We start from the raw sequence: 14,447 nt of genomic DNA, 5'->3' as shown, positions 1-14,447 counted from the left end.
ATCATTTTTCTCACCGCCATTTCAGCAGGCGGCGTTCCAGGATGGACAGCACGGTCCCGATGCTCAGGCCGAGCAGCGAGAGAACCAGCACGCCGGCCAGAAGCTGGTCGGTCAGCATCAGGTTGCCGGCGGTCAGGACGAAGGCGCCGATGCCATATTCCGCCCCGATCATTTCCGCCGCGACCACCAGGATCAGCGCGATGGAGGCGGTGATGCGGAAGCCGGCGAGGATGCCGGGCAGGGCGCCGGGAAGCACGATCTTGCGCAGGATCGACGCCCAGGGCAGGCCGAAGCTCTGCGCCATGCGGATCAGGTTGCGCGGCACCGAATCGATGGCGCTGTAGGTGGCGATCACGGTGGGGAAGAAGACGCCGAAGCCGATGGTGGCGAACTTCGACGGCTCGCCGATGCCGAACCACAGGATGAACAGCGGCAGCAGGGCGATCTTCGGGATCGGGAAGAAGGCCGAGACCAGCGGTACGCCGACCGCCCGCGCCACCGAGCCGATGCCCATCGCGAAGCCCACGGCCATGCCCGCCACCGTGCCCATGACCCAGCCCACGCCGATGCGCATCAGCGACGCCTTCAGGTGCTGCCACAGCGACCCGTCCTGCGCCATGGCGGCCAGCGCCGAGGCGACCGCGCTCGGCGGCGGCAGGAACAGCTCGCTGACGAGGCCGAACCGGTTGGTGGATTCCCACACCGCGATCAGGACCACGAAGGCGAGCAGCGCCGCCCAGCGGTGCCCCTTGACCGTGAAGCCGCCGCCGCGGAAGCGGACGGGTTGGGGCGGTGCAGCGGAACGTTCGGTCATCGGGAGACTGGTGTCAGGCATCGGCGATCTCCCGGTCGGCCAGTTGGGCCTCGGCGCGGATCAGGTGCCACAGCCGGTCGCGCACCTCCGCCAGATGGGCCTGGGCGGAGGGCTCCAGCCGCTGGTCGCGCGGCTCCTCGATGGTCACGATCTCGCGCAGGCGGCCGGGGCGGCGGCTGAGCACGACGACCCGGTCGGCCAGCCGCAGCGCCTCGTCCAGATTGTGGGTGACGTAGACGGCGGTCGTCCGCTCGCGCTGCCAGAGCGAGAGGAAGTCCTCCATCAGCAGCTCGCGCGTCTGGGCGTCGAGCGCCGACAGCGGCTCGTCCAGCAGCAGCATGGCCGGGCGCACGGCCAGCGCGCGGGCGATGCCGACGCGCTGGCGCATGCCGCCGGACAACTGCTTGGGCAGCGCCTTGCGAAAGTCCCACAGACCCATGCGGCGCAGGCCGGACTCGATGCGCTCCCGCCGCTCCGCCGCCGACAGCGGGTGGTGTTCGAGGACGAGCGACAGGTTGTCCTCGACGCTGCGCCAGGGCAGCAGGGCGAAGTCCTGGAAGATGAAGGTGATCGGGTTCAGGCAGCCGTCCGGCACCTCGCCGGCCACCGCGATGGTGCCGGAGGTCGGTGCAACGATGCCGCCGGCGATGCCGAGCAGGGTGGACTTGCCGCAGCCCGACGGACCGATGACGGCCAGAACCTCCCCCTCCTGCACCGTCAGGTCGATGCCGTCCAGCACGACGAGGTCGTCGTAACGGTGGCACAGGTCCTTGATGATAAGCCTCATTGTCCCTTTCCAGTGGCCTTTCCGGGATGTGCTCCCGCCCAGGCGATCAGCAGCTCGTCGCGCGAGGTCAGGCCCGCTTCCGGCAGCGCGTGGTTGACGACGGCCTTGGCGGCGCCGCCGGTCGCTTCCGGCAGACGGTTCTCCCACATGGCCTGATGGAGCGTGGGCAGCTCGTCCCAGTTACCGAGGTATGTCGTTGGCACACGGACCGCCCCCGACGCAATGACGCGGTTCAGCCCTGCGATTTCCGCAGCGTTCGAAAGATGCGTACCGATGATGGACGCGGATGGCATCAGGATGCGGCGCTGGCGCATCCACACCTGCGGCGCGTAGAAGCTGTAGCGACGACCACTCATATCGCCGCAATAGACGACGCGGCCCGTGTGCGGCTTGACCAGCATGGTCGAGACGGCCAGCGTGTCGCGCCGTGCCCGCTCCACCACCACGTCGGGCATGCCGCGCGGGTTGTCGGCGGAGCGCAGGATGCGGCCCACCGCCTGGCCCAGCGGCTTGAAGGTGTCTTCGGTGAACAGGCGCACGGCCTCCTTGAAGGCGGCGGTCTCGCGCTGCGGGTCGGGCAGGTCCGGCATGGTTTCGGGCCAGTCGAAATGCGGCACGCGGCGCGCGATCTCGGCCAGCGATACGGCGCCGGCCAGCGCCTCGCCATAGCCCAGCGACAGCACGAAGTCGCGTTCGGAATCCCGGTCGGTGACGACGCAGACGCGGGCGCCGGACTCGCGCGCCGCCTCGATGGCCGAGAGCGCCATGTCGTCGCGCAGCCCCACCGCCCCGGCGCCGTAGAAGACCAGCACGGCCTCGCCGGGGCGCAGGCGGGCGCGGCGCAGCATCTCCGCGGGCTCGGCGGAACCGGGCTTGCCGAGGAAGGTCATGTGGTAGCCGCTGGACGCGCCGAAGAAGGTCAGCGCGCCGCCGTCCGCCAACGACTGGAAGGTGCGCGGGAAGGTCGTCTCCCCGGCGTGGCTGACCGCGTAGTCGACGAGGTGGCCGCCGTTGGCGGCGCGCAGCGCGTCGAGGTAGGGGCGTCCGGCCTCTTCCCACGCCGCCCATTGCGCCGGATCGGCGGGGATGCGGGTGAAGGCGGCCTCCGCGACGGAGCGGTCCACCGCTTCCGCCCCGCGGGCGCGGATCGCGGCGGCGCGGCGCTCCGACGACACCATGCCGGTCACCTTCATGCGCCGGGCCAGCGCCAGCTCGACGGTCCAGGCGCCGGTGCCACCGGCCGCTCCCTCCACCAGCAGGCGCTTGCCGGGTTGAACGTCGAGCGCCGTGAACAGCGCGCGGTAGCCGGTTCCGGCGGCGAGCATGTAGCTGCCCGCCTCCTCCAGCGCGAGGCCGGGCGGCAGCGGGAAGAGCTGCGGCCCGTCGGCCAGCATGAATTGCTGGTGGCTGCCGTCCGGCGACTGGTAGCCCTGGATGTGGAAGTCGGTGAACATGGGGTCGGCCCCGGCCTCCGGGTCCAGCAGGTCGGAGACGCCGGAATAGACGGCGACCAGATCGCCCACCGCCAGCCGCCCCTGCGCCTGCAACGCCTCGCCCATCCGCACGACCATGCCGACGCCGCCGGAGCCGGTGACGTGCACGTCCTCGTCATGCTCGTCGAAGAGGGAGATGGGGATGCCGGTGAGCGCCCAGACGTCGTTGTAGTTGACCTCGGAGGCGAGGACGTAGACGAGCGCCTGGTTGGGGGCGGGCTCCGGAACGGGGATGACGACCTCGGCTTCGGCCTGTACCGGGTCGCCGTGGGCGGCGGCTCCCGTCTCCAGGTCGCGGACGACGGCCTGGGCGAGCTGCCAGCGGGGCAGGGGTGTGGCGCCGGGGACGAAGGGGCTGCCGATGGGCAGCACGCCGTCGCGGCTGTCGCGCCGTGGACGGGCGGGCAGGGGCGGGGACTTCTTTTCCAGGAACAGGGCGATGCCCTTCTTGGCGCCGTCCTCGGAATCCAGGAGGAAGCGGGCGAAGGCGGCGATTTCGGCTTTGGTGCCGGCGTCGAAGCCGTCGCGCAGGCCGGTGTCGACCAGTTGGACGATGGTGTCGGCGACGGGGCCGCGGCCGACGCTGTGGGCTTGTTTCAGCAGACGGGCGCATTGCCCCCACCCTCCCGCTTCGCGGGTCCCTCCCTCCCCCGCTGCGCAGGGGAGGGTTTTGTCGGCGGGCGGCGGAGTTCCCTCCCCTGCGAAGCGGGGGAGGGTTAGGGAGGGGGCAAGTGCGGCGTCGCGAGCCATCGCCTTCGCCAACGTCAGCGCGTCGTCCGCGCCGCGCGCCACCACATCGACCAGCCCATACTCAAGCGCGGTTTCCGCGTCGATCTGGCGCCCGGACAGCAGGATCTCCAGCGCCCGCCCGTACCCCCGCTCCGGGTCCTTGCGCAGCAGCAGGCGCGGCAGACGCTGCGTGCCGCCATAGCCCGGCGGCAGGAACAGGTTGATCTCCGGCTGGCCCAGCCGGGCGCGGGGGTCGGCCACCCGCACATGGCAGGCCATCGCCAGCTCGCAGCCGCCGCCGAGCGCCACGCCGCGGATGGCGGCATAGACCGGCTTGTCCAGCGCCGCGATGGCGCGGAAGACGGCGTGGGCCTTGGCGGGCAGGGCGCGGGCCTCGTCCTCGTCCCGCACCTCGTCGAGAAGCTGGCGGATGTCGGCGCCGGCCACGAAGTTGCGGCCCGTGCCGGTGATCACCACGGCGCGCACGTCCGCCCGTCGGGCGAGATGGGCGACCAGCGTGTCCAGTTCGTCGAGCAGCCGGTCGGACAGGGCGTTGACCGGCGGGTTGTCGATGGTCACGGTCGCCATGCGCACGCCGTCGGCCAGCCGGTCGTACTGGACGGACAGGAAGCGCTGCCGCTCGATGAGGGTCTGCTCCTCGGCCCGCTGCTGGCCGCGCTTCCAGGCGGCGATGCGCGCCTCCAGGTCGGTCAGGCACTCCGGGTTGCGCAGGGTGGAGGTGTCGCCCAGCGGTTCCCCGTTCATCATCGCCGTCAGGAAGCGGCGCATGTATTTGCCGGAGCGCGTCTCGGGAAAGGCCGGAACGGCGAGGATGTCGGAGGGCACGGCGACCGCACCCTTCTCCTGCCGGACCAGATCCTTCAGCCGGCGTTCGTCATCGGCGGTGATGTCGCGGCCCTTGGCGGGCAGGATGAAGGCGACGGGGGTCAGGCCCTTCTCGCGGTGGGGGGCGCCGACCACGATGACGTTGCCGACCGGGCTGTCGGGGTTGATCTGCTTGTCGCGCAGGATCGCGCCCTCGATCTCCTCCGTCCCCATGCGGTGGCCGGACACGTTGATCACGTCGTCGGACCGGCCGTGCAGGCTGAAGCTGCCGTCCTCGTAGCGCCGCGCGAAGTCGCCCTGCAGATAGGCCCAGACCGGCTGGCCATTCACGTCGCGGAAGCGCCCGAAATAGGTCGTCACGAAGCGGTCGAAATCGCCCTTCCAGCCCGGCTTGCCGACATTGTCGGCGTCGCCCCAGATGGTGCGGGTCAGGTAGGGATAGGGGGCGGTGACGACGATCTCCCCCTTCTCCTCCGGCTCGGCGGGGCGGAAGGCGACGCGGCCCGCGGCGTCCGGCTCGCTTTCAGTCACCCAGACGTCGCCGAGAACCCAGGGCAGCGGGTAGGTGTGGGCGTCGGCGCGCAACGGCTGGTCGGGGTTGCCGTAGGGGTGGGTCCAGACGATGCCGCCATGCTCCGTCGCCCAATAGCTGTTGATGTATTGCGGAGTCATCACCGCCATGCCGAAGGACTGGACGGCGGGGCTGGTCGGCTCCGCGCAGAAGGTGGCGACCCGCAGGGACGAGCGGTCGTAGCGCTCGACGTCGGCGCGGTTCTCCGGGTGGGTCATGACCGTCTTCAGGAAGGTCACGCCCGCCTTGAAGATGGTGACCTTGTGCCGCTCGATGATCGAGGCGAAGCGCCCGGCGTTGGGGAAGACGGGCGCTCCCTCCGTCACGATGCCGGGGATGCGGGCGGCGAGGCTGGCCGTGATCAGGTAGCTCTGCCCGGTGATCCAGCCGGGATCGGCGACGACGTAGATCGCGTCGCGGCCCGGCAGCGCGTCGAAGCTGACCTTCATGGTGTGGGCGAGTCCGGCGACGTAGCCGCCATGGACATGCACCACACCCTTCGGTTTCCCGGTGGAGCCGGAGGTGTAGATGATGAACAGCGGATACTCGGCATCCACCGGCCGGCAGGGCACGGCCTTCGCCACGGCGGCGCAGAGCGCCCGGTCGTCCAGAGCGCGCAGCGCCTCCATGCCGGGCAGGCCGGCGGCGGCGCACAGCTCCGCCTCGGCCTTCGCCAGCAGGTCGTGCGCCCAGACGTCGCGTCCTTCGGTCCAGGGGATGTCGGGCAGGCCGGCGTGGCGGACGACGATCACCGCCTCGACCCGCGGCGGGGCGGCGGTCAGCGCCTCGGCGACGCTGGCGCGCAGGTCGGCCACGGTGGCGGCGTCGAGCGTCCCGGCGCGGTCCAGCGCCCGGCCCAGCTCGCGCATCACGTCGGCGGGGGCGACGGTGATCTCGCCCTCCAGCCCGTGGCGCACCGGTTCCATCAGGGCCGTGTCGCCCAGCTTGGCGCGCAGGACCTCCTCAGTGATGCTGAGTGCTACGGGCAGGGCGACGAAGCGGTCGAGCGCCGGGTCGCTGTAGGCTTCCTTGAAGGGGGCCATCTCGGCGTTGCGGCTGGCGCCGTCGGCGGTGATGACGACGCGGGCACCGGCGTTCTCGATACGGTCGGACAGCGTCTTGTCGGAGAATCCGCCGAAGACGGCGGTGTAGATGACGCCGAGGCGCTTCGCCCCCTCGGTCCAGACGATCTGGTCGAGGATGTTGGGCATGTTCAGCGCGATCCGGTCGCCCTGGCGGAGGCCGAGCCCTTGCAGAGCCAAGGCGGCAAGCGCGGAGCGGATCAGCAGCTCGCGCCGGGTCAGCGTGACATGATGGACCGGGCCGCCGCGCCCGCCGTTGGCGGCGGCGTCCCAGCGGTCACCCTCGTACCAGTAGGCGGTCTCCGCCCCATGGCCGGACAGGACGTGGCGGTCCACCTCGTTGAAAGCCGCGTTGGTCAGCCCGCCCGCGAACCAGCGGTAGAAGGGCGCTTCCGACCCGTCGAAGGCCAGGGTCCAGGGCGTCCAGTCCGCCCGCTCCGCCGCCTCGCCCGTCGCGGCGTTCCAGCCTCGCCAGACGCCGTCGGCATCGCGCATCAGCCAGTTGACGCCGTCGAACCAATGGATTGTCTCCGCCGCGATGGTGCCGTGGAAGGCTCCCGGATCGGCCGCGCAGGCGGCGCGCTGGCTCTGCCAGTCCGCGGCGGAACGGATGGGGTTGACGGCGACGTCCTGCGGCAGCGGCGGCTGTCCGGCGGACTCCGCGACGGCGTGGTCCATGGTTTCCTCCCGATCGGGCATTTCTTCTTTGGCGGCCACGTCTTTTGCGCGGCGGGCATCACTATAGCGCGGCGCCCTGCATGGACCGCAATGGCGCCGTGCGCGGCGGGGATATGCCGTATACGCGGCTTTCGGTCATACTCGGAGCAATCAATGACGATGGGAGGAAACGGCATGTCCAAAAACGACGCGCCCGCGAATGATTCGGTGACCTTCGCGGTCAGCCACCCCGATCCGGCGGACTTCAAGCGCGACGGGCTGCGGCCCTTCTTCGAATACCGCGACCTCGGCATCCGCGCCGCCACGGCGGGCAAGGCGAACGCCCACGTCATCCGCGCCCGCCCCGGCGAGCCGTCGCACGGCGGCTGGCACCGGCACGCGCTGGATTTCCAGATGGTCTATGTGCTGAAGGGCTGGGTGAAGTTCGCTTACGAAGGCGTGGGGGAGGTGCTGCTGCAGGCCGGCTCCTGCGTGCATCAGCCGCCGGGCATCCGGCATGCCGAGATCGCGCATTCGGACGATCTGGAGATGCTGGAAATCACCCTTCCCGCCGATTTCCCGACCGAAGGGGCCGAACCGCCGGCAAGCACCTGAATCCAACGCATCCTGTGAAAAAGTGCCGGCCGCTGGATGCGGCCGGCCAGATGCTTTGGAGGAATCGCCGCCATGGCCACAGGGAACGGCGTGGTCACGGGACGCTTCGTTGCAAAGGAAAGCAATGCCCGTGCCAGCGCTTGGGCGGGTTTCCGGCGCCGGTTTTCCGCGCTTTCGGGGAAGGCGTCCGGACCTCACCTGTCTGGAAGACTGGACAGGTGCCCGGAACGCCGGACAGGCGGGCGGGAGCCGCTGTTCTGGCAAGTTGGGCGCGTCGAGGGTATTAGGGCGGTGTGCGGCGGCGTGAAGAGGATGCGGACGGGATGCCCGAGGTCGAGATCTCCCGTGAGGACAAGGGGCAGGCGACGGTGTTCGAGGCGTCGCCGTCCAGCGTGCCGCCCCAGCGCTACGCCCACCTGCTCTACGCCGCCCTGCTGCTGGCCGGTTTCGTCGTGGTGGGCGAACTGACGCTGGAGCCGACGGCCTCGATGCTGCGCTGGCTGGGAGTCCTGTGCGCGGTGCCGCTTCTGCTGATGTGGGTGATCACGCTGCTGCGGGCGGCGCGGCGCAGCGCCGTGCGTCTGGTCGTGGCGCCGGACGGATTGACCGCCCATGGACAGCTTGTCCCCCACAACACGATCCGCGGGGTGGCTCTCTATCCGCCGCAGGGAAAACGCCCGCTGTTCGTGGCCCGCATCCAGACGATGACTCCGCAGCAGCACCAAAAGGAATTGGCGCTGGCCGGTGGGGATGTCGATGCGGATGAGGACGGGAAACCGGGGAAGGGGCGTCGGCGGCGCGCCGGCTACCGGCTGCTTCTGCTGCGCCGCAACCATCTGCCGGCGCTGGTTCTGGTGCGCGGTCTCACCCTGTCGGGCGGAGAGACGCTGATGGCCGGGCTGGCCGCGGAGTTGCGCCGTCACAGCCGCCCGAATTGACCCGCGGCATTAATTTACTGACGCGCGCAGACGCCCCTCCCGCCGCGGGGCGGGAGAGGACCGCGCTGGAGAGACGCCTGAAAGACGTGGCTCAGCGACGGACCGTCGGGGCGGCCGGCAGGTCTTCTTCCAGGATGACGACGTGCAGGGCGTAGGAAACCTCACCCTCGTCCACATCGCGGTGCAGGGTGCCGACGAACTCGTCGCCCAGCATGACCTCCGCGGACTGGCCGGCCTTCTCGGGCGGCTGGATGATGATCTTGTCGTTGCCGAGCGTCTTGCGCAGATAGGTCTGCACGCGGGCGATTTCGGTTTCGGTCATCTTGGCGACCGTCGGCTTGGCGGGCGGCATGGCATGATCCCTGTGTTGTCGAAGGGGTCATATAGAAACCTTTCGGGCAAAGGGAAAGCACAACATCGCCCCGGATCGCGCATTCGCCGGTCCCGCCCTCCGGGCGCTCCGTCTTTCTTGCGGGGGACCATGCCCCCGCCTGTGGTGAGCCGTTAGCCGGATTTGTCCTCTTGTTCCGGGTTGCGCGGCCAAATACTGGACGGATTGGAATGTGGGAGCGTCCTCGCTCCGCCGTCCGGTGACCATGGCATGGGGTGACCATGGCTGCGCGTCTTCGCCGTTTCGTCTCGTGCCGCTTCGTTTTGGCGGTGACCGCCGGCCTTCTGCTGGCCGTGGCGGCGTGGGCGGTGCCCGGTCTGGCGGCCCCCGCGCCGGAGCAGCGCATCGCGCTGGTCATCGGCGTCGGCGCCTACCGTCACGCCACCGAACTGCCCAACCCGCGCAACGACGCCCGCGCCATGTCGGCGGCCCTGCGCAAGCTGGGCTTCGCGGTGGAGGAGCGTTACGACCTCGACAACCGCGGCATGGCGGAGGCGCTGCGCGGCTTCGGCATCCAGGCGGCGCAGGCCGACGTGGCGCTGCTCTACTTCGCTGGCCACGGCATGCAGGTGGGTGGCACCAACTTCCTCATCCCCGCCGACGCCCGGCTGGAGCGCGAGCGCGATCTGGTCTACGAGGCGCTGCCGCTCAACCTGCCGATGGGCGAGCTGGCCCAGGCGCGCAAGCTGGGCATCCTGATCCTGGACGCCTGCCGCAACAACCCCTTCGCCGACCGGCTGGTGCGGTCCGGGACCAAGCGGACGGAGGTGCATTCCGGCTTCGCCCGCGTCGATGACACGCCGACCGACACGCTGGTCGCCATGGCGACCCGCGCCGACGCGGTGGCCGAGGACGGGCAGGGCGACCACAGCCCCTACACCGCCTCCCTCCTGAAGAACTTCGACGTGCCGGGGCTGGAACTGAGCCTGTTCTTCCGCCGGGTGCGCGACGACGTGATGCAGATCACCCAGGGCCGGCAGGAGCCGTTCCTCTATGGCTCGCTGGGGGCCGCCCCCTTCTACTTCAACCCGCTGCCGGAGAACCGCCCGCCGCAGCTCGCCGCCTTCAAAACGCTGGAGGTGTTCGATCGCGGCGGGACGGAGGGGCTTGGCATCGCGCGGCCCAGCGATCCCGACAGCGACCAGCTCTTCGCCCAGGTGACCGGCCTGCCGCGCGGCGGCGGGGTGCGCATCGGCGACCGGGTGGTGCTGATCGGCGATTATCTGACGCTCGACCAGCTCACCGCCGCGACCTTCCGGGCCGACGCCACCCATCTGGGCGACGCCGGCAGCTTCGAGTTCGCGGTGATGGACGGGCGCGGCGGCGTGGCGCGGGGTGCCGTTCCGATCCTCATCAAGCCGAGCAATCGCCCGCCGGTCGCCGTCGCGGAGCGCAGCGTGCGCGCCGTGGTCAACAGCCTGCGGCTGGAGGTGCCCACCGACCCGGACGGCGACCCGCTGACCTTCACGGTCAGCGCCGTGCCGGAGCGCGGCAAGGTCCGCGACGGCGCCACCCCGCTGAAGCCGGGCGACAAGCTGGCGCCGGAGCGGCTGACCGCCTTGACCTTCGACCCGGAACGGGCGCCGGCAGGCCGCGCCGGGGTGTTCAGCGTGCTGGTCGAGGACGGGCGCGGCGGGCGCACGACGATGAGCGCGCTGCTGGAGGTCGAGGAGGCCGGCGCCGCTCCGCCGCAGGCCGATCTGGAGGAGTCGCTGTGGCGCCGTGTGCGCGACAGCCGCGACGCCGACGCGCTGGACGCCTTCCTGCGTCTGTTCGGCACCGGTCCCTTCGCCGCCCCGGCGCGTGACCGGCTGAACCGGCTGCGCGCCGAATCGGCGAAGATCGCATCGGCCGCCCCGGCCGGAGGGGCGGGGAGCAGTGGGGCGGCGGGCAATGGGGCGGGCAGCGGGGCGTCCAACGGTAAAGCCACGCCGCCACCGGAACTCCAGCTCGACACGGCCGGGGAGGGGATGTATGTGGCCGTCGCCGACGCCGAGCTGCGCGCAGGGCCGGACGCGCGGTCGGAGCGGGTCGGCACCCTCGCCAAGGATGGTCCGGTGCGGGTGCTGGGCCGGGTGGCCGACGCCGATTGGTACCGGGTGGCCCTGGATGACGGCAGCCAAGGCGGCGTGCAGGGCTTCGTCCGTGGTCCCGCACTGCGCCCCGCCGGGCCGGAGGATCGCCAGCGGTTGGCGCTCGCAGCACCGGCCCAGCCGGGGGGCTCGCAGGGGCGGGCGCAGGGCAACGGCAGCAGCTTCCAGGATTGCCCGGACTGCCCGCCGATGATGCGCATCCCCGCCGGCAGCTTCGTCATGGGCAGCGAGCGCGGCGACTCCAGCCAGCGCCCGCCCCGCCGCGTCACCTTCGCCCGGCCCTTCGCCATCGGCGTCTATGAGGTGACGGTCGCCAACTGGCGGGCCTGCGTGGAGGGGGGCGGCTGCACCGCCATGCCGCGGATGCGCAACCCCTCCGACGACACGCCGGTCCACAACATCCATGTCGAGGACGCGCTGGCCTACACCGAGTGGCTCAGCCGCAAGACCGGCCAGCGCTACCGCCTGCCGAGCGAGGCCGAATGGGAGTATGCGGCGCGCGGCGGCAGTGCGGCTCGCTTCGCCTGGGGCGACAGCCTGACGCCGGGGGCGCGGCTGGCCAACTGCCGCGATTGCGGCGGGGCCGCCGATCGCTCCTTGCCGGCGCCGGTGGGCGGTTTCCAGCCCAACGCCTTCGGCCTCTACGACACCGCCGGCGGCGTGGCGGAGTGGGTTGCCGACTGCTGGAACCCCGGCTACAAGGGCGCCCCGACGGACGGCAGCGCCTGGATGGAGGGCGATTGCCGCAAGCGGGTGTTGCGCGGCGGCTCCTGGCGGGACGGGCAGGACGCCATCGCCGTCACCGCCCGCATCGGCTACGACGCCGACGTGCGCTATTTCGCCGACGGGCTGCGGGTGGCCCGCGACCTGAACTGACTCCGCCCGCGTTCGTTGGTGGGACGCACCGTCTGCGGATGGGACCGCGCCGCCCCCGAAATTGCAGAAAAGGGCGTCGGACCGGTGCGCTAGACTTGACCGTTCAAAGGCTTGGCGATCCGTGAACCGGACCGTCCGATGATGAGGCCGGCGGTGGCTTCGACCAAAATCGTTACAGCCGGCACGCCTTAAGACTCCCTAAAGGGGTGGTCAAAGAGAAAATCAGGTGGAGGGTATCGACGTGTTGCGCTGGCCCCGGAGCGCCGTTTGGACTGTTGCGCTGGTTCTGGTGACGGCGAACGTTGCCTTTGCCCCCATGGCGTTCGCCGACGACAAGCGCGTCGCGCTGGTGATCGGCAACGCGCAGTACCAGGAGGGCGGCCCGGCCGCCGGGGTGGGCGCCAACACGGCGGTCGTCGCCGACGCGCTGCGCCGCGCCGGCTTCACCGTCACCGCCGCCGAGAACCTCGACCATCGCGGCATGGTCGCGGCGCTGAGCCGGTTCCAGGACGCGCTGGGGCAGGCCGACCTGGGCTTCCTCTATTACTCCGGCGTGGCGCTGAGCCTGTCGGCCAAGGGCTTCCTGGTCCCGGTGGACGCCAAGCCCGGCTCCGAATACGACGTGATCTTCGACACCATCGAGCTGGACTATGCGCTGAAGGAGATCCAGCGCAGCGGGCGCAAGGCCGTCGCCGTGTTCGACCCGGTGCCTGCCCACCCGCTGGCCGACAAGCTGGCGTCGGCGATGGGCGAGGAGGGGCGCTCCGTCAAGCCGGCGTTGGCGGCCCCGGCGGCGCTCGACAATCTGTTCGTCGTCTATTCGCACCGGCCCGGCACGCCGCCCGCCACGCCGTCCGGCAAGGGGGCCGACGCCTTCTCGACCGCCCTGGCGCAGGAGATGGTCAAGCCCGGCGTGCCGCTGCGCGACGCGCTGGCCGAGGTCGCCCGCACCGTCGTCGGACGCACCCGCGGAACGCAGCATCCCTGGCTCCAGGACCGGCTGGGCACCGATCTTGTGCTGGTGCCCGGCCCGCGCGCGCCGTCCGCTCCCGTCGTCGCCCGGACGGAGGAGGCGCCGCCCGCCGTGGAGGCGACGGCCCCCGAACCCAAGCCAATCGAACCCAAGCCGCTGCCGCAGAAGTTGGAGGAGAAGCCGGCGGCCCCGGCGGTCGCCGAGGTCGAGGTGGACCCGCTGAACGAGAAGCGGGTGGTGACGCGCGACACCAACCTGCGCGCCGGTCCCGACACCAAGGCGGCGGTCGTCGGCACGCTGCGCCACGACAGCGAGGTCACGGTCACCGGGCGGACCCGGCGGAACGGCGGCTGGCTGCGCGTCGAGCAGGACGGGAAGTCCGGCTTCGCCTTCGCCAGCAACCTCGCCAAGCCGGAGGAGGTGCCGGTGGCCTCCGCCCAGCCGCCGACGCAGCCCCCGCAGCAGTCCCAGTCGGCTGCGCTGACGCCCGGCGTCTATACGGTGGCGCGCGACGCCAATCTGTTCGCCCGTCCGGTGCTGGGCGCCCGCAGCCTGCGCGATCTGGAGCAGGGGCAGCGAGTGACGCTGCTCCAGGCCGCCCCCGACTCCGGCTGGGTGCTGGTGCGCGATTCGTCTGGGCAGGAGGGCTATGTCACCACCGGGACTCTGGCGGGCCGGCCGGGAGAGGCGGTGTCCATGGGCGGTGCGGCGGGCGGTGCGGCGGGCGGTGCGGCGCCCAGCGCCTACCCGCCGCCCACGGTGGTTCGCAACGACGTCGATCCGGTGGCCGGCGCGCTGTCCGGCACCACCGGCCCGACGCGGTTGGCCGCCCTTCCCGAGGGAGGTGGGGAGAGCGCCGCGGGGCGCACCGCCACCGGCACGGACCCGGTTCTCGCCGGGCTGGCCGAACCCTACCGCGACGCCGTGCAGGCGGGCCGCAACGCCGCCGCCCGTGCCGCCCGTTCGGCCACCGCCGGGCGTGGGGCGGAGGCGAAGGCGCGCGAGGCCCAGGCCGCCGCCCGCCGCGCCGCCGGTCAGGCCCGCGGCGGGGAGTCGGGCTACGGGGTGCACCGCTTCCCCAACGGCGATGTCTACGAGGGGGCGTGGAACCGCGGGCTGGGCAACTTCTCCCTCCAGGGGACGATCAGCCGGAACGGCGTCGGCGTCTACCGCTTCGCCAACGGTCAGGTCTATGAGGGGGAGTGGAAGAACGACCAGATGTCCGGTTACGGCGTTCTGGGCTTCCCATCCGGCGACCGCTTCGAGGGGACTTTCGTGAACGCCGTGCCGAACGGGCCGGGCGTCTACCGCTTCGCCAACGGCGATTCCTACGCGGGCGAGGTGCGCCAGGGCCGCGTCGACGGTCACGGCGAACTGGCCTTCACCAACGGAGAGCGGTTCAACGGCGTGGTGGTGGACCGGCTTCCGGCGGGGCCGGGCGAACTGTCGATGCGCGGCGGCACCCGTCATGTCGGTCAGTTCCGCGGCGGCATCCAGGACGGTCCGGGCGCGGCCATCGACTCCGCCGGTGCGATGCAGCCCGGCATCTGGCGCGGCGCGACGCTGTTGAGTCGGTAACGCC

At 71.3% G+C, this 14,447-nt stretch carries 8 protein-coding genes; 4 read left to right on the top strand and 4 right to left on the bottom strand.

What is annotated here, in order from left to right:
* Nucleotides 1-10: 10 nt before the first annotated feature.
* The 3 genes from JJL56_RS20555 to JJL56_RS20545 are packed head-to-tail and all read right to left on the bottom strand — an operon-like array spanning nt 11 to nt 7,000.
* Complete coding sequence (locus JJL56_RS20555; RefSeq protein ID WP_247889518.1) at nt 11-835, bottom strand: ABC transporter permease; 825 nt, start codon at nt 833-835, stop codon at nt 11-13.
* Nucleotides 828-1,601, bottom strand: coding sequence for an ABC transporter ATP-binding protein (locus JJL56_RS20550; RefSeq protein ID WP_145626880.1), 774 nt, complete (start codon nt 1,599-1,601; stop codon nt 828-830). Before JJL56_RS20550 ends, JJL56_RS20555 begins: the two co-directional genes overlap by 8 nt.
* Complete coding sequence (locus JJL56_RS20545) at nt 1,598-7,000, bottom strand: AMP-binding protein (protein ID WP_200486111.1); 5,403 nt, start codon at nt 6,998-7,000, stop codon at nt 1,598-1,600. The genes JJL56_RS20550 and JJL56_RS20545 overlap by 4 nt, the downstream gene beginning before the upstream one ends.
* A gap of 174 nt (nt 7,001-7,174) precedes the next feature.
* Here JJL56_RS20545 and JJL56_RS20540 point away from each other — a divergent pair, with 174 nt between their 5' ends.
* Both JJL56_RS20540 and JJL56_RS20535 read left to right on the top strand, forming a co-directional pair.
* Nucleotides 7,175-7,594, top strand: coding sequence for a cupin domain-containing protein (locus JJL56_RS20540; RefSeq protein WP_200486110.1), 420 nt, complete (start codon nt 7,175-7,177; stop codon nt 7,592-7,594).
* Nucleotides 7,595-7,917: 323 nt separating this feature from the next.
* On the top strand, nt 7,918-8,532 hold the full coding sequence (locus JJL56_RS20535; protein WP_145626886.1) for a hypothetical protein: 615 nt from the start codon (nt 7,918-7,920) through the stop codon (nt 8,530-8,532).
* Between the two features lie 91 nt (nt 8,533-8,623).
* On the opposite strand, the gene JJL56_RS20530 is transcribed toward JJL56_RS20535, so the two are convergent.
* Nucleotides 8,624-8,884, bottom strand: coding sequence for a DUF3126 family protein (locus tag JJL56_RS20530; RefSeq protein WP_145626888.1), 261 nt, complete (start codon nt 8,882-8,884; stop codon nt 8,624-8,626).
* Nucleotides 8,885-9,144: 260 nt separating this feature from the next.
* On the opposite strand from JJL56_RS20530, the gene JJL56_RS20525 reads away from it, so the two are divergent.
* Together JJL56_RS20525 and JJL56_RS20520 are read left to right on the top strand one after the other, a co-directional pair.
* Nucleotides 9,145-11,892, top strand: coding sequence for an SUMF1/EgtB/PvdO family nonheme iron enzyme (locus JJL56_RS20525; RefSeq protein WP_200486109.1), 2,748 nt, complete (start codon nt 9,145-9,147; stop codon nt 11,890-11,892).
* Nucleotides 11,893-12,208: 316 nt separating this feature from the next.
* Nucleotides 12,209-14,443, top strand: coding sequence for an SH3 domain-containing protein (locus JJL56_RS20520; protein ID WP_200486108.1), 2,235 nt, complete (start codon nt 12,209-12,211; stop codon nt 14,441-14,443).
* Nucleotides 14,444-14,447: the final 4 nt, after the last annotated feature.

This window comes from Azospirillum aestuarii, assembly GCF_016632405.1.
GTDB lineage: Bacteria > Pseudomonadota > Alphaproteobacteria > Azospirillales > Azospirillaceae > Azospirillum > Azospirillum aestuarii.
This window is presented reverse-complemented; position numbering and strand designations above follow the sequence as displayed.